20 protein-coding genes are annotated in these 22,505 nt (G+C 64.3%); 14 read left to right on the top strand and 6 right to left on the bottom strand.

The features are described 5' to 3' along the window. The first annotated feature begins 300 nt into the window (after window positions 1-300). From A3OO_RS0101350 to A3OO_RS0101375, 6 genes are all read left to right on the top strand, one after another. A complete protein-coding gene (locus A3OO_RS0101350) occupies window positions 301-999 on the top strand; it encodes a response regulator transcription factor (RefSeq protein ID WP_018406031.1) in 699 nt (232 codons plus the stop codon). 22 nt (window positions 1,000-1,021) lie between these two features. Then, entirely contained in the window at window positions 1,022-2,944 is a 1,923-nt protein-coding gene (locus tag A3OO_RS0101355) for a sensor histidine kinase (RefSeq protein ID WP_018406032.1), read from the top strand. Continuing rightward, window positions 2,941-3,405 (top strand): HPr kinase/phosphorylase, encoded by a 465-nt coding sequence (locus tag A3OO_RS0101360; protein ID WP_018406033.1) that lies wholly within the window; start codon window positions 2,941-2,943, stop codon window positions 3,403-3,405. Before A3OO_RS0101355 ends, A3OO_RS0101360 begins: the two co-directional genes overlap by 4 nt. A gap of 189 nt (window positions 3,406-3,594) precedes the next feature. Continuing rightward, window positions 3,595-3,996: a PTS sugar transporter subunit IIA gene (locus tag A3OO_RS0101365; RefSeq protein ID WP_018406034.1), complete on the top strand. Its 402-nt coding sequence runs from the start codon at window positions 3,595-3,597 to the stop codon at window positions 3,994-3,996. Continuing rightward, window positions 3,993-4,310, top strand: coding sequence for an HPr family phosphocarrier protein (locus A3OO_RS0101370; RefSeq protein ID WP_018406035.1), 318 nt, complete (start codon window positions 3,993-3,995; stop codon window positions 4,308-4,310). The genes A3OO_RS0101365 and A3OO_RS0101370 overlap by 4 nt, the downstream gene beginning before the upstream one ends. Before the next feature lie 172 nt (window positions 4,311-4,482). After that, a complete protein-coding gene (locus tag A3OO_RS0101375) occupies window positions 4,483-6,297 on the top strand; it encodes a glucan ABC transporter ATP-binding protein/ permease (RefSeq protein WP_018406036.1) in 1,815 nt (604 codons plus the stop codon). Between the two features lie 109 nt (window positions 6,298-6,406). Here A3OO_RS0101375 and rpsR read toward each other — a convergent pair whose 3' ends face one another. Both rpsR and rpsF read right to left on the bottom strand, forming a co-directional pair. Further along, window positions 6,407-6,643 (bottom strand): 30S ribosomal protein S18, encoded by a 237-nt coding sequence (gene rpsR, locus A3OO_RS0101380; protein WP_014890780.1) that lies wholly within the window; start codon window positions 6,641-6,643, stop codon window positions 6,407-6,409. After that, window positions 6,640-7,086, bottom strand: a complete 447-nt coding sequence (gene rpsF, locus A3OO_RS0101385; protein WP_026222577.1) for a 30S ribosomal protein S6 — start codon at window positions 7,084-7,086, stop codon at window positions 6,640-6,642. Before rpsF ends, rpsR begins: the two co-directional genes overlap by 4 nt. Window positions 7,087-7,432: 346 nt before the next feature. On the opposite strand from rpsF, the gene A3OO_RS23915 reads away from it, so the two are divergent. Both A3OO_RS23915 and panB read left to right on the top strand, forming a co-directional pair. After that, window positions 7,433-7,570, top strand: a complete 138-nt coding sequence (locus tag A3OO_RS23915) for a hypothetical protein (protein WP_018406038.1) — start codon at window positions 7,433-7,435, stop codon at window positions 7,568-7,570. A 72-nt stretch (window positions 7,571-7,642) separates the two neighbouring features. After that, complete coding sequence (panB, locus tag A3OO_RS0101395; RefSeq protein WP_280642568.1) at window positions 7,643-8,464, top strand: 3-methyl-2-oxobutanoate hydroxymethyltransferase; 822 nt, start codon at window positions 7,643-7,645, stop codon at window positions 8,462-8,464. On the opposite strand, the gene A3OO_RS0101400 is transcribed toward panB, so the two are convergent. Next, on the bottom strand, window positions 8,461-9,816 hold the full coding sequence (locus A3OO_RS0101400; protein ID WP_040573342.1) for an O-linked N-acetylglucosamine transferase, SPINDLY family protein: 1,356 nt from the start codon (window positions 9,814-9,816) through the stop codon (window positions 8,461-8,463). The two genes, panB and A3OO_RS0101400, sit on opposite strands and share 4 nt — an antisense overlap. A gap of 170 nt (window positions 9,817-9,986) precedes the next feature. On the opposite strand from A3OO_RS0101400, the gene hemH reads away from it, so the two are divergent. Then, window positions 9,987-10,994: a ferrochelatase gene (gene hemH / locus A3OO_RS0101405; protein ID WP_018406041.1), complete on the top strand. Its 1,008-nt coding sequence runs from the start codon at window positions 9,987-9,989 to the stop codon at window positions 10,992-10,994. Window positions 10,995-11,190: 196 nt separating this feature from the next. Here hemH and A3OO_RS0101410 read toward each other — a convergent pair whose 3' ends face one another. Both A3OO_RS0101410 and A3OO_RS0101415 read right to left on the bottom strand, forming a co-directional pair. Then, window positions 11,191-13,470 (bottom strand): membrane protein, encoded by a 2,280-nt coding sequence (locus A3OO_RS0101410; RefSeq protein ID WP_040573534.1) that lies wholly within the window; start codon window positions 13,468-13,470, stop codon window positions 11,191-11,193. Window positions 13,471-13,501: 31 nt separating this feature from the next. Then, complete coding sequence (locus A3OO_RS0101415) at window positions 13,502-14,047, bottom strand: TetR family transcriptional regulator (protein ID WP_018406043.1); 546 nt, start codon at window positions 14,045-14,047, stop codon at window positions 13,502-13,504. Between the two features lie 140 nt (window positions 14,048-14,187). Between A3OO_RS0101415 and A3OO_RS0101420 the strand changes: the two genes are divergently transcribed. The 5 genes from A3OO_RS0101420 (at window position 14,188) to A3OO_RS0101445 (ending at window position 21,960) form a co-directional block, all read left to right on the top strand. Continuing rightward, window positions 14,188-14,637, top strand: a complete 450-nt coding sequence (locus A3OO_RS0101420; protein WP_026222579.1) for a copper uptake system-associated protein — start codon at window positions 14,188-14,190, stop codon at window positions 14,635-14,637. A 605-nt stretch (window positions 14,638-15,242) separates the two neighbouring features. Next, window positions 15,243-17,600: a TonB-dependent receptor family protein gene (locus A3OO_RS0101430; protein ID WP_018406046.1), complete on the top strand. Its 2,358-nt coding sequence runs from the start codon at window positions 15,243-15,245 to the stop codon at window positions 17,598-17,600. Window positions 17,601-17,742: 142 nt separating this feature from the next. Further along, on the top strand, window positions 17,743-18,402 hold the full coding sequence (locus A3OO_RS0101435) for an ABC transporter ATP-binding protein (protein WP_026222580.1): 660 nt from the start codon (window positions 17,743-17,745) through the stop codon (window positions 18,400-18,402). Further along, window positions 18,399-20,867, top strand: a complete 2,469-nt coding sequence (locus tag A3OO_RS0101440) for an ABC transporter permease (RefSeq protein ID WP_018406048.1) — start codon at window positions 18,399-18,401, stop codon at window positions 20,865-20,867. Before A3OO_RS0101435 ends, A3OO_RS0101440 begins: the two co-directional genes overlap by 4 nt. Then, entirely contained in the window at window positions 20,857-21,960 is a 1,104-nt protein-coding gene (locus A3OO_RS0101445; protein WP_051080335.1) for a lipocalin-like domain-containing protein, read from the top strand. Before A3OO_RS0101440 ends, A3OO_RS0101445 begins: the two co-directional genes overlap by 11 nt. On the opposite strand, the gene A3OO_RS0101450 is transcribed toward A3OO_RS0101445, so the two are convergent. Continuing rightward, window positions 21,954-22,301 carry a MarR family winged helix-turn-helix transcriptional regulator gene (locus A3OO_RS0101450; RefSeq protein WP_245257072.1) on the bottom strand — a complete coding sequence of 116 codons (348 nt, stop codon included), beginning with the start codon at window positions 22,299-22,301 and terminating at the stop codon, window positions 21,954-21,956. The two genes, A3OO_RS0101445 and A3OO_RS0101450, sit on opposite strands and share 7 nt — an antisense overlap. Window positions 22,302-22,505: the final 204 nt, after the last annotated feature.

Consider the following 22,505-nt stretch of genomic DNA (forward strand, 5'->3'; position numbering starts at 1 on the left):
ATACCCAGGCACAAGGTGATTTTTTTAGCAATATTGTGTATAAGCGGTCCAGCGGCATCGAGGCGGCGCCGCCCTCTGGGAACGGACCTCGGCCACATTTCAGCCGCCTTGGCCTCCGACTTTGTCGGGTCGACGGCGCGCCTTTCGAAAGTCCCGCGGTCGAGCCGATAAGAGTATCGGCTGTTGAGCATCGACGTCGCGCCCTTCGAGGAGTCGGGGGCGGCCGTTTCGCGCGGAAAGCGCAGTCACGTCGCGCCGGCCCGGACGTTAAATTGCGGCCGCAAATAGCAAAGGGTGAAGATGCCGACCATCGCTCTCGTCGACGACGATCGAAACATTCTCACCTCTGTCTCCATCGCTCTGGAGGGCGAGGGGTATCGCGTCCAGACCTATACCGACGGCGCACAAGCGCTCGACGGGCTGCGCGCCAACCCGCCCGATCTGGCGATCTTCGACATTAAGATGCCGCGGATGGACGGCATGGAGCTTCTGCGTCGACTGCGGCAGAAGTCGGACCTCCCGGTGATTTTTCTCACCTCCAAAGACGAGGAAATCGACGAGCTGTTCGGCCTGAAGATGGGGGCGGACGACTTCATTCATAAGCCTTTCTCGCAACGGCTGCTCGTCGAGCGGGTCAAGGCGATTCTGCGGCGCTCCAATCCTAAGGAGGCGGCGGCTCAGAAGGAATCGGAGGCCAAGGTCCTGGAGCGCGGCGCGCTGCTGATGGACCCTGAGCGCCACACCTGTACCTGGCGAGGCGATCCGGTGGTGCTGACGGTCACGGAATTCCTGATTTTGCAGTCGCTGGCGCAGCGTCCCGGCGTCGTGAAGAGCCGCAACGCGCTCATGGACGCGGCCTATGACGACCAGGTCTATGTCGACGATCGAACGATCGACAGCCACATCAAGCGTTTACGTAAGAAATTCAAGGTCGTGGACAACGATTTCGAAATGATCGAGACGCTCTATGGCGTGGGCTATCGATTCAAGGAAGCCTGAGTTCTCGCGGAGGGGACGCGAGATGGACGCAAGCATCGAAGGTGACGGCGACGTGACCGCCGTCGGTGACCCGGCCGCGGAAGCGCCGCGTCCGGCGGTCCCGGCGACCGCTCCAGCGCGCGACGCCGCGGCGGCGCGGGCCCGCCTATGGCGGACGATCTCCGTCCGTTTGGCGCGGGCGCAGCGCACTGTGCAGCGAACCGTCCAGTCGCATCTTTCGTCCTCGCTCACCCGCCGCATCGTCGTTCTCAATCTTGGCGGGCTGGTCGCGCTGCTGGCTGGGTTCCTCTACCTCAACCAGTTTCGCGAAGGTCTGATCGACGCCCGCGTGCAAAGCCTGCAAACGCAGGGCGAGATCATCGCCGCGGCGGTGGCGGCCTCGGCGACTGTCGACACCGACGCCATTTCCATCGATCCCGAGAAGCTGTTGAAGCTTGCGCCGGGAGAAAGCGCGAGCGACGCCGACGGCGGCTCCCCGCTGGAGTTTTCGCTCAACCCCGAACGCGTCGGGCCGCTGCTGCGGCGACTGGTGTCCCCGACTCGGCTGCGGGCGCGCATCTACGACCGCGACGGCTTTCTGCTGCTCGACTCGCGCTCCGTCTCCGGTCGTTCGAACATTCTGCGCTTCGAGCTGCCGCCCGCTGGAGGCCAGCCCACCACCCTCGACGCATCGTCGTTCCTCGAACGGTCGCTGGAGTTTGTCCAGCGCCTGTCACATCGACCGGAGCTGCCGCTTTACGAAGACATCGGCATGGGTAACGGCAAAGCCTATCCTGAGGTCGGCAGCGCGCTCGGCGGCCATATTCATTCGGTGGTGCGCGCCAACGCCAGGGGCGAAACCATCATTTCCGTCGCCGTCCCGGTTCAGCGTTACCGGTCGGTGCGCGGCGCGCTGCTCCTCTCGACCATGGGCGGCGACATCGACGCCGTCATCGTCACGGAACGCTGGGGCATCATCCGCATCTTTCTGGTCTCGGCCGGCGTGATGCTGCTGATTTCGCTGTTCTTCACCAACACGATCACCGAACCGATGCGCCGCCTCGCCGAAGCGGCCGAGCGCGTGCGGCGCGGCGTCAAATCCCGCCAGGAGATCCCGGACTTCTCGGACCGGCCGGACGAAATCGGCCATCTTTCGGGCGCGCTGCGCGACATGACGAAGGCGCTCTACAACCGCATCGACGCGATCGAGCATTTCGCCGCGGATGTCGCGCATGAACTCAAGAATCCATTGACGTCTCTGCGCAGCGCCGTCGAGACGCTGCCGATCGCCAAGACCCAGGAGTCGCGCGACAGGCTGCTCGCCATCATCAAGCATGACGTCGGCCGGCTCGACCGTTTGATCAGCGATATTTCCGACGCGTCTCGTCTCGACGCCGAACTCGCGCGCGCCGACATGGACGTCGTCGATCTCTCGGCGGCGCTGTCGACCGTCGTCGAATTGGCGCGCGCGGTGGAGCGCGGCGACGGCGTCAACATTCAGCTGACCGTGCGCTCCTCTCCATACGACGCGCCGCGCAGCCGCTGGCGCGTTCTGGGCAATGACTCGCGCCTCGGGCAGGTGTTCAACAATCTGATCGACAACGGCCGGTCGTTTTCAAGGCCGGGCGGCGTCGTGCGGGTGCTGCTGTGGCCGGAGCGGGCCAAGGGGCCGGGAGGCCAGCAGATCGAAGGCTTCGAGATCATCGTCGATGACGACGGCCCCGGAATTCCCGACGGCGCGTTCGAACGCATTTTCGAGCGCTTCTACACCGACCGGCCGGAACAGGGGTTTGGCCAGAACTCCGGGCTCGGGCTCTCGATCTCCCGCCAAATCATCGAGGCGCATGGCGGGCGCATCCGGGCCCTCAACCGCACCCGCGCGCATCCGCAGGGCACTGACGAGCCCCTGCCCGGCGACGCCGTGCTTGGCGCGCGCTTTGTCGTCTGGTTGCCTTCGGCGCGATGACGCCGCCGCAAGCGTCAGAGTATGTTCACGCCAATGCGCTGGTTCTCGGCGCGTTCGGCCTGCTGCTGCGCGGACCGTCCGGCGCCGGCAAGAGCGCTCTCAGCTTACAGCTTGTCGCCGACTGGCGGGCGCGCGGCGCATTCGCGGCGCTCGTCGGCGACGATCGAGTCGCGCTCGAAGCGCGCCACGGCCGCCTGATCGCAAGACCGCACCCGTCGATCCGGGGGATCGTCGAAGCGCGCGGTCTCGGGCTTTTACGCGTCGCCTACGAGCCGGCCTGCGTTTTACGGGCCGTCATCGACCTCCTCGCATCCGGCGAGTCGCCGAAACGATATCCCGATGAAGAGGAAGCAACGACTCGGTTGAGCGGCGTGACGCTGCCGCGTATGTTCGAAAACGCCGCAAACGTCGGAGCGGTGGCGCGGATTGCAGCTTACATTCAGAACGTTGCGACAAATTGACGGGGCCCTGCTGTTTTCGCTTGCCTATTTCGCCGCGTTGCACAAAATGTCGCCCCTGTTGAGCGGGGCGATCACGGCGGGCGCAACGGCTCCTCCTGGGATGCAATTTGGCTCCGTTCGCCCTTGCGGGCCGACGCATTTTACGAGACATCGGCGCGCAAGAGACGTCTTCATGAGTGGTAGGGTCGTATGATCGGAATGGTCTTGGTGACCCATGGCCACCTTGCCACTGAGTTTCGCGCGGCGCTCGAACACGTCGTCGGACCTCAAAAGCAGATTGCGGCGATCTCGATTGGGCCCGAGGACGATATGGAGCGCCGGCGCGGAGATATCATTGAGGCGATCCGCGAGGCCGACAGCGGCGAAGGCGTGGTGCTGCTCACCGATATGTTCGGCGGCACGCCCTCCAATCTTGCTATATCGGTAATGGATGGCGGAAAGGTGGAGGTTCTCGCGGGAGTCAATCTGCCAATGCTGATCAAACTCGCTTCGGTCCGCGATACGCAACCTTTGGAGCAGGCGGTGCTGCAGGCGCAGGACGCCGGCCGCAAATATGTTTACATCGCCAGCAAAGTGCTCAACGCTAAATGAATGATCTCGTGACCGATAAATTGCATCAGGCTGCGGCCGAAGACGCCATGTCGCGGGAGCTCGCGATCGTCAACAAGAAGGGGCTGCACGCCCGCGCAACCGCAAAATTCGTGCAGTGCTGCGAAAAATTCGACGCCGTCATCACTGTTTCGAGAGGCGACGAAACCGTTGGCGGCAGCTCGATTATGGGCATTCTGACGCTGGGCGCCAGCCAGGGCACGACCATCGCCGTCACGGCGACCGGACCACAGGCGAAGGCGGCGCTCGACGCGCTGGAGACGCTCGTCGCCAATCGCTTCGGCGAGGACGAATAACTCGGCCAGACGCCGCCGGAAGCGGTCGCAAGATCTCACTTGCAAACCTTGCGCGCAAGCAGCCAGCCCTGTAGCGCGCGTCCGCCACAGTCGCCATGTTACTCGAAGCAAACGCGAGAGTTGCGATCCGTCGCACGTTTGTTGAACCTTCCCCTGCTGGCAGGCGTCGTCAATGTCCGTCTTTAAAGTTTATGTGCGCGTGCTGGGGCTGTTGCGGCCTCAGGCGCGGCTTGCGCTCATACTGGTCGCGGCCAATCTGGCGCTCGCCGTCTCCGCCTTCGCCGAGCCGATGCTCTTTGGGCGCATCATCGATCGCATGACGCGCGCGCAGGCGCCCGGCGCGACTTTGACATGGAGCGATCTGCTGCCGCTCGTGTCCGCCTGGGCCGCCTTCGGCCTGTTTTCGATCGGCGGCGCCATCCTCGTCGGGCTCAACGCCGATCGTCTCGCGCATCGCCGGCGGCTTGCGATCATGTCGGATTACTTCGACCACGTTCTCAGCCTGCCGTTGAGTTTTCACACCAACGTCCACTCCGGACGGCTCTTAAAGATCATGCTCGACGGGGCCAACGCCATGTCTGGGCTGTGGCTGTCGTTCTTTCGCGAGAACTGCGCGTCCTTCGTTGCGCTTTTCGTGCTCTTGCCGGCGACGCTGTTCGTCAATTGGCGGCTCGGCTCGCTGCTCATGGCGCTTGTCGTGATCTTCTATTTCGTGACGAGCTTCGTCCTGCGACGCACGGAAGATCTGCAGGGTCAGGTCGAGCGCTACAATTCAACGCTCGCCGAACATGCATCGGATGCGCTTGGCAACATTCCGGTGGTGCAGAGCTTTACGCGCATCGAAAGCGAGTCGCATGCGCTGAACCGCATCATCGATGACGTCATCGCGGCGCAAATGCCCGTACTCTCCTGGTGGGCCTTCGTCGCCGTCGCCAGCCGCGCCTCGGCGACGCTGACGATTCTGGCGATTTTCCTTCTGGGAATCTGGCTGCATTTGCGCGGCCTCGCCACGATCGGCGAGATCGTCGCCTTCATGAGCTTTGCAACGATGCTGATCGCCCGCCTCGAACAGGCGGTCGGCTTCGTCAATGTCCTGTTCCAGCAGTCCGCGAAGATCGCGGAATTCTTCGGCGTGATCGACACGCCGCCGAGCGTCGCCGATCGTCGGCATGCCCGCGACGCGGAGCGGCTCGTGGGCGCGGTCGAATTCGACAACGTCACCTTTGCCTACGACGGACGCCGGCCCGCGGTGCGGGACGTGTCATTTACGGCGAAACCGGGCGAGACGATCGCGCTCGTCGGCTCGACGGGCTCTGGAAAATCAACGACGCTCGGGCTCTTGCATCGGGCTTTCGATCCAGACAGCGGTTCCGTGAAAATCGACGGCGTCGACATCCGCGAATTCACTCTCAGCTCGCTTCGCCGCAATATCGGCGTCGTCTTTCAAGAGCCGATGCTGTTTGCGCGATCGATCGAGGAAAATCTGCGAATCGGCAATCCGGACGCGTCAGACGAGGAGATCGCCCATGCGCTCGAACTGGCGCAGGCGACGGAGTTTGTCGCGCATCAGAGCGATGGGCGGGCGACGCGCGTCGGCGAACGCGGCCGCTCGCTCTCGGGCGGCGAGCGCCAGCGGCTCTCGATCGCAAGGGCGCTGTTGAAAAATCCGCCGATCATGGTCTTCGACGAGGCGACCTCGGCGCTCGACGCGACGACCGAGCGGATGATCCAAAAGGCGTTGGAGGCGGCGATGAAGGGCCGCACGACCTTCGTCATCGCCCATCGGCTGGCGACGGTGCGCAACGCCGACCGCATTCTCGTCTTCGATCAGGGCGAGATCGTCGAGAGCGGCGGCTTCGACGAATTGGTCGCGAAAGGCGGTCGCTTCGCGATGCTCGCGGCGGCGCAGTTCATGACCGAGCCCACCGTTTCGACGACGCCGCTCGACGGGGTTTACGAAGCCGGCGCGCAGCAGCCGGCGGGGTGAGGGGGCAAGCGCTACCGGGAGAAGCAAGCCAGCGACGGATGCCCGAATCAGTCGAAAAAAAGCCGCGCCCCTTTCAGGGCGCGGCCGCAGGCTTCAAAACGCGATCTTCTTAGCGGATCACGTAAGGCAGTAAGCCGAGGAAGCGGGCGCGTTTGATCGCCTGCGCGAGTTCGCGCTGCTTCTTGGCCGAAACGGCGGTGATGCGCGAGGGCACGATCTTGCCGCGCTCGCTGATGTAGCGGGACAAGAGACGCGTGTCCTTATAGTCGATCTTCGGCGCGTTGGCGCCGGTGAACGGGCAGGACTTGCGGCGGCGGAAGAAGGGGCGGCGCGGGGCGGTGCTCATTCGACCTCTCCTTCAACCTTGCCTTCTTCACGACGCGGGCGACGCTCGGGACGATCGCCTCGATCCCCGCGATCGCCTCTGTCGCCGCGCGGGCCGCGGCGCTCGCCGCGGTCGTCGTCTTCACGCTTGCGAAGCTGCGCGGAGGGACCCTCCTCCAGCTCGTCGACGCGCAGCGTCAGCACGCGCAGAATATCTTCGTTGATGCTCTGCTGGCGCTGCATCTCGGCGAGCGCCGCCGGCGGCGCATCGATGTTCATCAGGGTGAAATGCGCCTTGCGGTTCTTGTTGATCCGATAGGCGAGCGACTTGACGCCCCAATATTCGGTCTTGCCGACCGTGCCGCCGAGCGACGCGATGACGTTTTTGAACTGCGCGGTCAGGGCCTCCACCTGCTGGGGAGAAACATCCTGACGCGCGAGATAGACATGCTCGTAAAGAGGCATGGATTTTCGCCTTTCCGTTGCCGCGAGCCGCTCCGGCGCCAAGCCCTTCGAGCGCTTCTTGGGGACCTGCCCCCGGAAAGGCTCGAGAAGGAAAGTTCGAAGGCGGAGGCACGGGAAGACGGGCATTAAAACCCTCGCTCTCTGCCCATATTCTCGTCCGAAATCGCTTTTTGCGTTTCGGGAATATGCGCTTGAGCGCTTCCGTTCAGCCCCCGGCCGGGAACGTCGCGATCGGCGGTTTATACGCGGCTTTAAGCAGGATGCAAGAGCGCAAGGCCTCGCGGCTTGCCGCAGGGCGGCTCGGCCAGTATGGTCGCGCCGTCAAGCCGCCGCCAGGAGAGACGAGATGACGCGGAAAATCCGAGTGTTCGCGCTGATGGCGGCCCTCTCCGCGCTGCTGTCCGCCTGCGACAAATGCGGCGGCTTCCAGGAAATCCGCGTTCCCGGCCAGCCGCACGCCTGCAGGGACGGCGTGGCGCACTGACGCATTCCCCGCCAGCGCAAGCCGTTTGATATAGAGTGTCGTCCTGACGATTAGGCGCGCCGGAGTCGCCGTTTGCCCAACGCCAGCACCTTCCTTGACATGAAGCGCCGAGGCGAGAAAATCGTGGTCGTCACCGCCTATGACGCGCCGACCGCGCGCATCGAGGCGGAGGCCGGCGTCGACATTATCCTCGTCGGCGACAGCGTCGGGGTGAATGTTCTGGGCTATGCGCATGAGCGCGAGGTGACGCTCGCCGATATGGCGCATCACATCGCGGCGGTGCGGCGCGGCGCGCCCGAGGTCTACATCATCGGCGATTTGCCCTATGCGACCTACGACACGCCCCAGCAGGCGATCGAGAGTTCGCGCCTGCTGCGCGAATCTGGCGCCGATTGCGTGAAATTTGAAGGCGCGCAACCGGAAATCATGCGCGCCCTGACGGCGGCGGGCTTCGACGTGTGCTCACATCTGGGCCTCGAATCGCAGCATCACGACGTGAAGCGGCGCCAGGGCAAGACGGCGGAGGCCGCCGCGAAACTCTATGACGACGCGTTGGCGCTCGACGTCGCCGGACAGAAGTTCGTGGTGCTGGAGCTCGTGCCGCAGGAACTCGCGGCGCGGATCACGCAAGCGATCGGCGCGCCGACCATCGGCATCGGCGCCGGCGCGGCGACGGACGGACAGGTGCTCGTCGTCAACGATCTTGCAGGGATCACCGCGCGTGAATTCAAGCACAACCGCCGCTACGGCGCCGTTGGCGCGGCGCTGCGCGAGGCCGTCGAGGCCTATGCGCGCGACGTTCGCGCCGGGCTCTTTCCGGCGCAGGAGCACGCCTTTCACATGGCCGACGACGAACGCTCCGCCTTCGAGCGCGCGACGCGCGGCGAGTCTTAGAGCGCTCCGATGACCACGGGCGGCGCGCCGGCGAGACGCCGGCGCCACATGTCTTCGAACAGCGATTCCAGCGCGCGCGTGTAGGCGTAGACGTCGAAAAGCGCCGTCGTCAGGCGATTGGCGGCGAGCTTCGCCCGCAGTTCGGCGCAACGGACGGGATCGCCCGCCAAGACCAGCGCGATCTCCAAATACTCGTCAAAATCCGCCGCGATCAACTCCGGCAATCCGATCGCATGCAAGAGGCTCCCGGCCACGCGCGAGGGAAAGGTGTCGCCGGCGCAGGTCACGATCGGCACGCCCGCCCAAAGCGCGTCGCTCGCGGTTGTATGTGATCCGAAGGGCGCCGTGTCGAGCGCAAGATCGGCGAGTTGCAGGCGCGCCAGATGTTCGGCCTGCGGCAAATGCGGCGCGAAGATCATCCGCGCGGCGTCAATTCCGCGTCTGCGCATTTCATTGCGCAGATTGCCTTCCGCCAGCATCGCCGCCGAGAGCCACAGCACCGCGCCCGGCGTCGCCTCGAGCAGTCGCGCCCAAAGATCGAAGATGAAAGGCGTGAGCTTATAGGCCTGATTGAAGCAGCAATAGACGAAGCCTTCCGCCGGCAGACCGGCGGCGGCCCGCGAGGGCGGCGCGCGCAGCGGCGTCCCGCGCCCGTGCGGCTGATAGGCGTGGGGCAGATAGGCGAAGGCCTCCGAATAGGCCGACGCCGACGACGGCGGCGTGACATAGCGATCGGTCACGATGTAATCGCACACGCCCGTTCCGAGCGTGCCGGGATAGCCGAGATAATTGACCTGAACGGGCGCGGGCCGCAGCATCATCACGCTGGTGCGCGCGCCATGGGTGAAGCCCTTGAGGTCAATCAGAATATCGACGCCGTCCGCATTGATGAGGCGCGCGGCCTCGGCGTCGGTCAGCTGCGAAATGTCGGCGAAAGCGTCGAAGGCGGCCCGCAGCCGCGTCCGCATCGCCCCCTCGACGCCGCAATAGCTGTAAGCGCGAATCTCGAAGCGGGCGCGATCATGCGCCTCGAGCGTCTCGACAAGAAGATGCGCGGTCGCATGCTCGTGGAAGTCGTTTGACAGATAACCGACGCGGATCCTGCTGCGGGTGGAGAGGTCGAATCGCATCGCGAGGCTGGCGCGCAGCGGCCCGGCCGCCAATAGCCGCGCGGCTGTCCAGCTCTCGGAACAGGCGCGCTGTTCGCCGGCGGTGATGCCGGGCTCAGAAAGCAGGAGGAAGGGGGGCGTCGCCGGCCCATCGGACAAGGCCAGCGCCGCCCGAATTTGCGGCGCGGCGGTGTCGAAATCGTCCCATTCGCACATGGCGCGGCTGCGAGATATGGATTTCATGGCGCCCTTTCGCGAGGGGCCAATCCGCACATCAGCCGGCCTTCGTGCGAGAAGCGATTTCCATGCCGCGCGACAATCGTCATTGGCGAGTTGCCAGGACCGCCGCCGCCGCTAGAAGATGTTCTTTGCCGCGCCGCGATCCGGGCGGGCGGTCCGCAACAAGGGTCATCATGACGTCAGCCACGATCTCGAGAGAAGCGCCCGTCGGACTCCTTCTCGTCAATCTCGGCACGCCTGATGCGCCCGATGTCGCGGCGGTGCGGCGCTACCTGGCGGAATTTCTGTCCGACCGCAGAGTCGTCGACCTCCCGCGCGCGCTATGGCTGCCGATCCTCTACGGCGTCGTGCTCAACACCCGCCCGGCCCGCTCGGCGAAGCTCTATGAGTCGATCTGGAACAGCGACACCGGCGAAGGTCCGCTGAAGACCTTTACCCGCCTGCAAGCCGAGAAGCTGCAGGCGCGGATTGGCGCTTCGAACCTCATCATCGACTACGCGCTACGCTACGGCGCGCCGTCGATCGCGACGCAGATCGAATCGCTGATCGTAAAAGGCTGCGAGCGGATCGCGGTGCTGCCGCTCTACCCGCAATATGCTTCATCGACCACGGGCTCCGCCGCCGACGCCGCTTTCGACGCGCTGCGGGAGATGCGCAAGCAGCCGGCGCTCCGCATCGGCGCGCCCTATTACGACGACCCCGCCTATATCGACGCGCTCGCGACGAATATTACGCGCGCGCGCGCCGCGCTCGATTTCGAACCAGAGGTCATCATCGCCTCGTTCCATGGGCTTCCGCAGGCGCAGATTGATCGCGGCGATCCTTATCGCGCGCACTGCGAAGCGACGTGGCGACTGCTCTGCGGACGGCTCGGCATGAACGCCCAAAGCCTGCGTCTCGCCTTTCAGTCGCGCTTTGGACGCGCGCGGTGGATCGAGCCCTATACGTCGGATGTGGTGACCGAGCTTGCCGGCGCCGGCGTCAAGCGCATCGCCGTCGTCGCGCCGGGATTTTCCGCCGATTGCCTTGAGACGATCGAAGAGCTTGGCGTCGAAATTCGCGATCTCTTTCTCGAGAAAGGCGGCGAGAAATTCGCCCGCCTGCCATGTCTCAACGACAGCGACGAAAGCATGGCGCTGATCGAGACCCTGGCGAAGCGCGAGGTCGCGGGATGGATATAACAGGGATTCAGGCTGATCCATTCGCTCGGACCCTGTCATTCCCGGCGGGTCGAAGGCCTGACCGGGAATCCAGAGCCGATCCAACAATGTTGGTTTTGCTCTGGATTCCCGATTGCGCGCGTTGCGCGCGTCGGGAATGACATCGGAGCCGGGCAAAGAGAATTCGTGTCACGCGCTAATTGCCGACATTCGCTCGCTATCTTCGTGACAATTCGGTCAACAACCCACGCAGCGGCTGAAAGTGGAACCGCACCTCATGGCGCCCTTCCGGAATGGCGACAGCCCGGAACATGACATTCGCGCGCAGAATCGGCGCTTCCACGCCGTCGAGGCTCGCAAACCACCACGGATGCCAGACGTCGTGCAAAACAAGCCAACCTCCGCCCGGAGGCGCGCTGGCCTCGGCGACGATGCGATCGTTCTCGTAGGAAAGGATTTTCGCCGTCGCCGGCGGCGCATCTTTGCGCGTATGGCAGATCGGCGGCGTCTCCAGGAGCACCGTCTCGCGATAGTCCGCCTCCGGCCACTCGCCGCTCTTCATCATCGCCGCGAAATCGACGTGGATGGCGCAGGTTGCGAGTATGACGCGCGGCATGGCGCGGGGATTTTCGTAAATGTGAACGTCGCCGATGCGCGTGAGTTCGACGAAGTCGCCATGCTTGTAATTCCCGTCGATCTTTTCGATGGGCACGCCGGTCGCGATAAATCGCAGGCCGAGCATGTCCGACAGGACTGAGCGATAGGAAGGATAGAGCTTGGAAAACTGGCGCTGCTCGGGAAGCGCGAGATGGTCTCCGGCGCCGGTTACGTCTTCGAAGAGCCGCAGCCGGATGGGATTGTAACCAAGATCATGATCGAAGCCATGAACGAGCGACGCGTTCGGCCAATGAAAATCGATCGCCGCAAGTTCGACGCGGTCGCGACGATCCGGCCCCGCTGTCTCCTTGAGCTTGCCGCGCAGATAGGCGATCACCGGATCCTTGCCGTCGACTCGCAAGGCGTCGAACTGTTCAGGCGGCAAGGCCGTCGATTCATTTGGTCCATTGCCGATCGTAAGATCGACGCTCATCAACGTGGCGACCGCCGCGAGCAGATACGGGCCGCGCAGCAGCCTGTCGCGAGTCGCGAGGATTAGCGCGATAGCGAGCGCGGCAAAAATCGCGCTTGTCGCGAGCGGCCAGGAGGCTTGGTTGAGATGGCCCTTCACGCCCGCGACAAGCAGCGCGGCCGCGAACAGCGCGGCGACGGCGCCGATAAGCCAAGCCGTACGCGGCGTGACTTCGCCCCGCTCAACGAGATTGAAGCCATAGCCGGCGAGAACCGCGAGAGTCGCGCAAAACAGGAAGGTGGCGTCGGCCGGCCGGCGCCAGAGGTCGACGCCCGGCAGATGATAGAAGAAGGCGAAGGCCGGCGTGTAGCGGCCCAGGGCGTAGAGGGCGAAAAACAGCGCGGCGGCGGCGAAGAAGCGGATTTCCTTATTCGCAAGGAAGCGCCTGCCCAGCGCCGCGAGCAACGATACGAGCGTCAGTTCGCCCATGTAGACATTGGACATGTTGCGCGCGAGGTAAAGGTCGCGCTCGCCGACCGGGGGGCCCCAGAAGTTTTTGAGCGGGCCGTCCGTGCCGAACATATTGGCCGAGATCAGCGTCCAGAAGGAGCCCGGCGGCAGCGAGCCCTTGAATGCGCCGTCGAGATCGATCTCGGGTCGGTTTGAATGCGCGGCGAGCTCCAGCGTGAACGCGAGCGGCACGGCGATGATCGTCAACCCGACGAGCGCGCCCGCCGCGAGCGGCGTGACCGCGCTGAGTTTGGGCGATTCATCGGTAGCGATGCGATAGGCGGCATAAGCGGACAGCATCAGCACGCCTAGGAACGCGACCTGGTCCCGTCCCAGCACCAGCAGTGCGGCGGCGGCGCCCGCAGCGGCGCCGTAGAGCGCCGAGCGCCGATCTAGCCCCCGCGCCAGCAGCCACAGCGTGACCGGCAGCCAGGCGAGACTCATGATCTGCCCGACATGCTGAATTCGCCAGGCCGCCGAGCCGCCAAAAGCGAACGCGAGCGCAGCGAGCAATCCTCCCGCGGCGCTCCAGCCGCGATCGCGAAAATAGGCGATGAGCGCAAGGCCGCCCATGGCCAGCATCGCAAAGACGATCGCGTCGGCCAGGACGAAGGACGGCTCTGGAACGAGCGCCGCCGCCAGCAGGAAAAACGGAGAGAAGATCAGCGATTGCGGATCGGCGATCTGCGGCATCCCCGCAAAGACGTGCGGCGTCCAGAACGGCGACTGGCCGCTGTGTAGCGCATGGGCGAGAAAGGCGAATTGCGGGAAAAAATGCGCTTTCGCGTCCCAGGGAATGGTGACGCTCCCGGAAATCCAGGGAAAGGCGAGCGCCAGCGCGCAGACGAGGAAGAACGCCGCCGCGAGGGCGTAGGGCTGACCTTCCGGGCGGCCGGCGCTTCTACCGATTCGTTGCATGGCCACAGTTCTAGCGGCTCCAGGCCATGGCTCAAAGCCGCGCTTCAGGCGCCCGCCTGAGGCCGAAGCGCGCAGCGAGCGCGTCGATATCAACAGCCGCACGGCGCTTGTCATCCGATTCCAGCAGGAGGCGCAACCCCATGCCGCGCAGCATGTCAATAAAGGCGATGATATCAGGGTCGTCGGCCGTCCGGCCGAAGAGCGGCGCGAGCTGCTCGGCCACGCCTCGGGCGTGCGCGGCGAGCGTTGCCCGAATGTCCGATTGGTCGCTCGCCTGAGCCACGACGCTCAAGAAGAACCGCATCCTGTTGCGCTCGAACATGAGCGCGCGCACCGCTTCGACAGGATCAACGTCGCTTCCGATCGAACCGCGCTTGGGCTTATGCGCCTGCGCATGCGACGCTTCGAGCGTCGCGGCGAGCAAATCCGACTTACGCGGAAAATAATAGGTCAAATGCGACTGCCGCAGTCCGGCCGCGGCGGCGACGCGGGTTTGGGTCAGCGCCGAGACGCCTTCCTTCCTGAGGATTTTGAGCGCAGCGTCCAGAATGCGCTGACGCGCGCTTTTTTCCACCATAGCCATTCGCGTTCATTCAACCTTCGCCGCGCCAGCGTCGTATCAAAAAAAACGCGCCGCGGAAACGCCTCTGACGCTTGCGTCACATTATATTGGTAATATACCAACCTCGCGCGCCACGCTAACGTTGGAGAGGATTGATGAGATTATTTCTTATTGGATTGATCAGTGCAGCGGCGTGCCTAGCCGCGCGCGCCGACGACGGGGCCGAAGCGGCGCGCCGCCTGCTTTTCGAAACATTCGACAAGCCTGAAACGCGCCTTTTCGTGGATGCTGTCGTCGTTGAAGGCGACTCCGCCGTCGCTGACTGGCGCCAGGGCGAACTCGGCGGCCGGGCGTTTCTTACGCGTAAGGGCGATGCATGGAGCATCTCGCTTTGCGCCGGCGACGCCTTGAAAGACAGCGCCACGCTGGAAAAACTCGGCGTTTCGAAAGCAAATGCTGAGGCGCTTTCAAAACGGCTGGCGGCCGAAGAGACGCGTCTCTCCCCCGACGTCGTCGCGCGTTTCTCCCGATTTGACGGCATGGCCGCCGTCGAGGCGGATGGGAGCCATTCGCCGCTCGATCCCCATCACAAGCCCATTCCCTGACTGTCGCGCACTGTTGCGCCGGAGCAACAGCAACCGAAAATACGCCCGTCAGACCAGCCGAAGCGTTGCCCCACGTAATTTGGTATATTACCAACATTCTGGTTCGGGCGCTGGACGCCCCTCCTTTCACGCCTTCGGCGAGACGCAGCCACGAGGATCCGAGACAAGATGGCGGCTCTTGCGAGAATGCCTCGCTCGATGATTTTGCGGCGCATCGGGGCCCTTTGCATCGCGCTGCTTGTCGCGCTCGCGGCGGTTTCATCCGCCGCGCCGGCGCATGCCGCGCGTCCCGGGACGACCGTGCACTGTCCGGACACTTCCCAACCTGCGCCGACGAAGCATCCGTGTGGCGGCGAGCAATGCTGCTCGCTATGCGGTCACAGCCAGAAAGAGCTGGTTTTTCCATTTTTCGCGTCAGTATCTGGCGCCATCGCCTATGCGCCGCCCCGCGCGGCGAGCCGCGCGTTCTGCGCCATTCAGGCGCCGGCCAGAAAAACCGTCCGCGCACGTTCGCGCGCCGCGCCGCGCGCGCCGCCCTGCTTCTCCTGAACGCGTCAGTCTTCCCTTAACGATCGCGCGGCGAGACGCCGCTCAGGAGAGATTCCATGTTTCGGACCGGCTTGCTGCGCGGCGCCTCCGCCGTCGCCCTCGTTCTTTCTCTCGCGGATTCGAGCGCCTTTGCGCAACAGAGTCTGCCGACCATCGACATTGGCGGCGCCAAGCCGCGCGTCATCGGACGCGGCGGCGGTCGCGCGCCGTCTACGGCGACAGCGCCAGCCGCCCCCGCCACATGGACGCAAACCGGCGGCGGCGGCTCGCTTACAGTGCCGTCAGTCGCCCAGCAGCGCCGCGAACTCGAGCGCAGCGTCGGCTCGGTCGCCTTCGTCGACGCCAATACGCCTGAAATTCAAACCCGCTACGTTCACGACCTACGCGACGCGCTCAAGGACGTGCCGGGCGTCTATGTCGAAAGCCGCTATGGGCAGGAACTGCGTCTTTCGATCCGCGGCTCGAATCTGACGCGCGACTTCCATCTGCGTGGACTGGAGCTGCTGCAGGACGGCATTCCGATGAATTACGCCGACGGCGGCGGCGATATGTATCAGATCGATCCCAAATATTTTCGCGCGATCGAGGTTATGAAAGGCGGCAACGCCCTCGCCTATGGCTCCTCGACTCTCGGCGGCGCGATCAATTTCATCTCGCCCACCGCCTATACGGCGCTCGCGCCGAACATGGCGTCGCTCGAGGGCGGCAGTTACGGGACCGTGCGCGGGCAAGCGCAGATGTCGCGCATCATCGGCAATTTCGATTTCCTCATCAACGGCACGTTCACCCATGCCGACAATTACAGAAAACATTCGACGACGGACTACACGCAGCTCAACGGCAATCTCGGCTATCGCTTCTCGAACGATCTCGAAACGCGGTTCTATTTCGGCGTCTATGACACGTGGCAATTGCTGCCGGGACAACTCAACGAATTCGACGCGCGCAACAATCCGCGACTGTCGCTGCCGCCGTTTCCGCCGGGTTTCGGACCGGACGGCTTTGGCGCCAATCAGGCGCGCAACGTCAAGAACTGGCGTATTTCGAACAAGACCACGATCCTGAGCGAGTTCGGCCGCATCGACCTCAACAGCTGGTACACGCACAATTATCTCTATCATCCGATTTTCGTGGTCATCGAACAGGAAGGCGGGACCTGGGGATTCACGCCGCGCCTCACCTCGAATTTCCTCGTCGACGGCCACCCCAACGAGCTCATCCTCGGCGGCCGCGTCTGGGGCGGATCGTCGAGCGATAATTGGGCCGACAATTACGATGGCATGCGGCTCAATCCCTATGGCGGGATCCCCGCCAATTTCGCCAACGCGCAGTTCTCCTTTCCGCCTTACTCATTCAATGGACTCGCGCAATTTGGCGCGGCGAATTCATGCTTCGGCTTTTGCGGCCTGTTCATCAATCCCGGATTGGATCCGCGTCTGCGCAACAATCGCGCGACGGCGCTCAATCTCGAAGCCTATTTCGAGGATCGCCTGCACATCACGCCGCAGCTCATCTTCATGTTCGGCGCCAAGCTTTTCGCCGATACGCGCCGCTATGAGGTTCTCGGCGGCATTCCCTTCGAGCCTGTTCCCGGCGTATCGGACCAAGTCTACCGCGGCATCGTGCCCAAGGTCGGTCTGATGTACGAACCGACGCCGGACATTCAGTTCTTCGCCGACATGACCGGAAGCCGCGACGTGCCGGACTTCATCGACCTGACGCAAGGCGTGTTTCCGCCGCCGCGCGACGGCACGAAATTCACGCCGCTCGCGGCGCAGAAAGCCTGGACCGGGGAGCTCGGCGCGCGCGGCAGATGGGACCGCTACACCTGGGACGTGACCTTCTACCATTCGGAACTGCAGGACGAACTGCTGAAATTCACCACCAATCCCGGCCTCGGCATTCCGGCGACAACCTTCAACGCGAAACGCACCATGCACCAGGGCGTCGAATTCGCTGCGAGCGCCGAACTCTTGCGCGATATTTTCGCGCCGGATGCGGGCGACGCGCTGAAGCTGTCGCAGGTTTGGACCTGGAACGATTTCCGCTTCGTCGGCGATCGCGACTTCGGCGACAATACGCTGGCCGGCATTCCGCGCCACGTCTTGCGCACCACGCTGTCCTATTGGCGGCCCGACGGCCTCTATCTCGCGCCGCAGATGGATTGGGTTCCGGCAGGCGCTTTCGTCGACTACGCCAATACGCTGCAGGCGCCGGGCTATGTCTTGCTGGGCGTCCAGGCGGGCATGAAGCTGCCCTACGGGCTCTCGTTCTTTGTCGAGGCGCGCAATCTGACCAATCGCCACTACATCAGCGACGTGACCACGATCGTCGACGCCCGCGGTCTCGATCCGCGAGTCTTCTATCCCGGCACGGGACGGGTGATCTACGGAGGCTTGCGCCTCGCGTTCTAGCTCGGCGACGTTTGGGCGATCGGCGAGGCGAGCCATATATAGGGCTGGCGCGCCGGCCGCCTTCGCCGGTCTGATCAGGGCGCAATGCTTGTCGATTGACGCGACGCCGGAAAATCTCGCCGCTGAGCGGACAAGCGCGCCGATGCTGCGCGTCGATGGGCTTAAGAAATCCTATCCGACGCCGCAGGGCCGCATTCCCGTGCTGCGCGGCGTGGACTTCACGCTCGCTGCGGGCGCCAGTCTCGCGCTGACCGGCGAATCTGGCAGCGGCAAGAGCACGCTGCTGCATCTGGTCGGCGCGCTCGACGACGCCGATTCCGGCGACATCGTTCTCGATGGCGTCGCGCTGACGCGGCTGTCGGAAAACGCGCGGGCCGCCATCCGGCGCGAAAGGATCAGCGTCGTCTTTCAGCAATTCAATTTGATTCCGAGCCTGACCGTCGGCGAAAATCTGAGCTTCCAGGCGCGGCTTGCCGGGCGCTACGATCCGGCGTGGCAGGAAGAACTCACCGCGCGTCTTGGCCTTGCGACGCTCGCCGCCCGCTATCCTGAAGAGCTGTCCGGCGGACAGCAGCAGCGCGTCGCCATCGGCCGCGCCCTCGCCGTACGCCCCAGGCTTCTGCTCGCGGACGAACCGACCGGCAATCTCGACGAAGCGACCGGAGACGCCGTCATGGCGCTGGCGCTCGACCTCGTCGCCGCGACCGGCTGCGCCTTTCTGATGGCGACGCACAGCGAACGCCTTGCGGCGCGGCTGCAACGGCGCGTGCGGCTGGAATCCGGTCTTCTGGCGGCGCAATGAGAGAGACGCTCTGGACGCTCGCCGCGCTTATCAGCCACTGGCGCCGACGGCCGGGGAACCTCGCGACGCTCGTGCTCGGCCTCGCCATCGCCACGGCGCTCTGGAGCGGCGTGCAGGCGCTGAACGCTCAAGCGCGCAACAGTTATGACGCCGCAGCGAACGCGATTTCGGGCGGCGGCGCGAGAACGCTCGTCGCCGCTCGCGGCGGCCTGTTTGACCAGGAGCTCTTCGTGAGACTGCGTCGCGCCGGCGTCGAAGTCTCGCCGGTGCTGGAAGGCGCAATCCGAATTGGCGAAAAGAATATTCGGATCATCGGCGTCGAACCGCTGTCGCTGCCGCGCCGTTCGCCGATTGCCGACAGACGGACGCGAACGGATGTGATCGAAGATTTCTTTTCCGGTCCAGGCCGCGGCTTTGCCGCCCCGCAGACCTTGCGCCGGCTTGATCTTTCGGAGGGCGCCCAGCCGCAAACCGAGCGTGGTCAGCTGCTCCCGCCGCTTGCGGCGCTCGCCGAAGCGCCGCCCGGCGCAATCATCGTCGACATCGGCGTCGCGCAACGCCTGCTCGATCGACCCGGAAAGCTCTCGCGACTCGTTATCCTCGATGAGGAGACATTCGACGAGGCGCGGCTTAAGCCAATCGCCGGCGATGCTTTGCGACTCGTCGCGCCGGATGATGATAGCGATCTCGCCCGCCTGACCGACAGTTTTCACCTCAATCTCACCGCCTTCGGCTTTCTTGCGTTCCTCGTCGGTCTGTTCATCGTGCACGCCGCTTACGGCCTCGCGTTCGAACAGCGACTGCCGACCTTGCGCACTTTACGCGCGCTCGGAGTTGGTCCCCCTCATCTCATCGCGGCGATGGCACTCGAAATCGGCGCCCTGACGCTCATCGCGGGAGGCGCGGGCGTCCTCGGCGGTCACGCCATCGCGCAGGCGCTTCTGCCGGATGTCGCAAAAAGTCTCGAGAGCCTCTACGGCGCGCAAATCTCCGATCGTCTTGCGCTAGATGCGCGCTGGTGGCTCTCCGGCCTCGCGATGGCGGGCGCCGGGGCGGCCCTCGCGGCGGCGAGCGGCCTGACGAAAGCATTGCGGCTGCCGGCGCTGTCGTTCGCGCGTCCCATGGCCTGGCGCGGCGCGCATCACCGCTATTTGGGACGGCAGGCGACGCTCGCGGCGCTTGCTCTTGTCGCGGCGGCCGGCGCATACGGCTTTGGCCAAGGACTTGCGTCAGGCTTCGCGATCATCGGCTTGGCGCTTCTTGCCGCCGCTCTCATTCTGCCGGTCGGGCTCGCCGGAGTCCTGGCGCTCGGCGAGCGTTTCGCGCGCCGCCCGCTCGCCCGCTGGTTCTTCGCCGACGGACGCCAGGAAATTTCCGGCCTTTCGCTTGCGCTGATGGCGCTGCTGATTGCGCTCGCGACCAATATCGGCGTCGGCAGCATGGTCGAGGGCTTTCGCCAGACGTTCGATCGCTGGCTCGACGCGCGGCTCGTCGCCGAGATCTATTTCGAAGCGGCGACGCCCGCCGATGCGCGCGACATCGAGGCGTGGGCGCGCACCCAGCCCGACATCGCCGCGATCCTTCCTGTCTGGCGCGCGAAGACGCGCATCGGCGGATGGCCCGTCGACGTCGTCGGCATGACGCCTCACGAAACCTATACGGCGCATTTTCCCTTGATCGACGCCCCGACGGGTGTGTGGACGGCGCTGCACGCGCAGGACGCCGTTCTCGTCAGCGAGCAGTTGGCGCGCCGCCTCAGTCTCGCCATCGGCGAGACGCTCGACATTTCGACGTCGGGGCGAGATTGGTCCGCGCGCATCGTCGGCGTCTTTCCTGATTACGGCAATCCGAAAGGCCAGCTGCGCATCGATCACGAAAAGCTGAAGCGCTATTTCGACGACGCCTCCGGCGTGCAATACAGCCTGCGTGTCGATCCCGCCGCCACAAAGCGCGTCATCGAAAACATTCGGCAGCGCTTTGGCGGAAAAATCGCGCGCATCATCGATCAAGCGGAAGTCAAAACGCTGTCGACGGACATCTTCGAGCGCACATTCGCCGTCACGACGGCGTTGAACACGCTCACGCTGATCGTGTCCGGCGTCGCGCTTTTCGCCAGCCTGCTGACGCTCAGCGACATGCGGCGCGCCCGCATCGCGCCAGTCTGGGCCCTGGGCGCGACGCGGCGCAAGCTTGCGGCGCTGGAAATGGCGCGGGTCATGGCTTTCGCCGCCGGCGCCGCGGCTTTCGCGATCCCGCTCGGGCTGTTCATGACATGGTGCCTTGTCGCGATCGTCAATGTCGCCGCCTTCGGATGGCGGCTGCCATTCCATATGTTTCCGGCGCAATGGCTCGTGGTTTCCTGCATCGCGCTCGGCGCCGCGTTCTTTGCGGCGCTCATCCCCGTCGTTCGGCTCGCACGCGTCTCGCCGACCGAACTGCTCAGGGTCTTCTCGAATGAACGCTAGATCCCCGAACAGTTCCCAGGAACGGAGCTCGGCAATTTCGAGGCGATCGGCGCTTCTTCTCGCGCTGTCGTCGAGCGGCGCGTTGGCGCAAGGCTTCGGCGGGCTTGGCGCGACGGCGCCCGGCTTCGCGATTCCACGAGCCGGAACGCAGCTCGCTTTTCCAAGAGACCACGGCGCGCATCCCGATTTTCGTACCGAATGGTGGTACGTCACCGCGAATCTAAAAGGCGATGACGGCGCCGCCTATGGCGTGCAATGGACGCTCTTTCGCTTTGCACTGCAGCCGAACGCGGCGCGGGCCGGCTGGGACGATCGCAATATTTGGATGGGCCATGCGGCGGCGACAAGCGTGAATGAACATCTCTTCGCGCAAAAATTCGCGCGCGGCGGAATTGGCCAGGCGGGCGTCGAGGCGACGCCCTTTCGCGCTTTCATCGACGACTGGCTTTTGGAAACGCGCGACGATTCCGTGGACGCCGGAATCGAGCGGCTGCGCGTTGCCGCGAGCGACAAGAGTTTCGCCTATGCGCTCGACCTTACAGCGACGGGGCCGGTCGTATTGCAAGGCGAAGGCGGCTACAGCCGCAAGTCCGAGGCTGGACAGGCCTCCTATTATTACAGCCAGCCGTTCTTTCGGGCGGAAGGCTCATTGTCGATGAGCGGACGCAAAATCCAGGTCTCCGGACGCGCCTGGATGGATCGCGAATGGTCGAGTCAGCCGCTCAGCGCTGATCTAAAAGGCTGGGACTGGTTTTCGCTGCATCTTGAGGGCGGCGCCAGACTGATGCTGTATCGCATGCGCAGCGTCGAGGCGGCGCCGTTTCTCTTTGGGAATTGGATCGACGCCGATGGCGCAACATCCATACTCGCGCGCGAAGACATCGTCCTCGAGCCTTTGGAGACGACGCGTATCGCCGATCGCGACGTGCCGATCCGCTGGCGCGTGAAGATTAAAAACCGCGACGTTGACATTGAGACGCGGCCGCTCAATCCAAGAAGCTGGATGGGAACCGATTTCGCTTATTGGGAAGGTCCGATCCGCTTTACGGGTTCGCACAGCGGCGAGGGCTATCTCGAAATGACGGGCTATTGAGCCCCCGTGGCCGTGCGAAAAAAGTTCAAAAGAGCGCCTCGCGTATCCCGAAGCTTTTTCAAATGCACGGCGGCGAGCTCCGACAGCCGCCGGTCGCCCGCCCGCGTGATGACGACCAGCGATCTACGACGGTCGGTCGGATCGGTCTTTCGCTTGACAAGCTTGGCCTGCGCCAGGCGCGACACCAGCTCCGCCGCGCTGTGATCGCGGATCATCAGCTGCTCGGCGAGTTCGCCGACGCTGATGTGTTTTGCGCCCCGAAAGGTACGCACCACCAGAAGCGCCTGATACCATTGCACGGTCACGCCATGGTCGGCGGCGACTTGTTCGCTGAAGGCCAAAAACCTTCGTAAGTCGGAGCGAAATTGCGCGAGCGCGACCAGGTCGTCTTCACTTGGCGACTTGCGCGGAGTCCCTTGTGTCTGTTCGCAGAGATTCAAATTAAACCTCTTACTTCCCGAGTCGTTCTCGCGCTGGGCGACTCATTTGGAGTAATGAAACAATGCGCGCGCCGCGCCGGCGGGTCAATTCTGGTTGGCGTCAAA

Origin of the sequence: Methylocystis rosea SV97 (genome assembly GCF_000372845.1) — a bacterium.
GTDB lineage: Bacteria > Pseudomonadota > Alphaproteobacteria > Rhizobiales > Beijerinckiaceae > Methylocystis > Methylocystis rosea.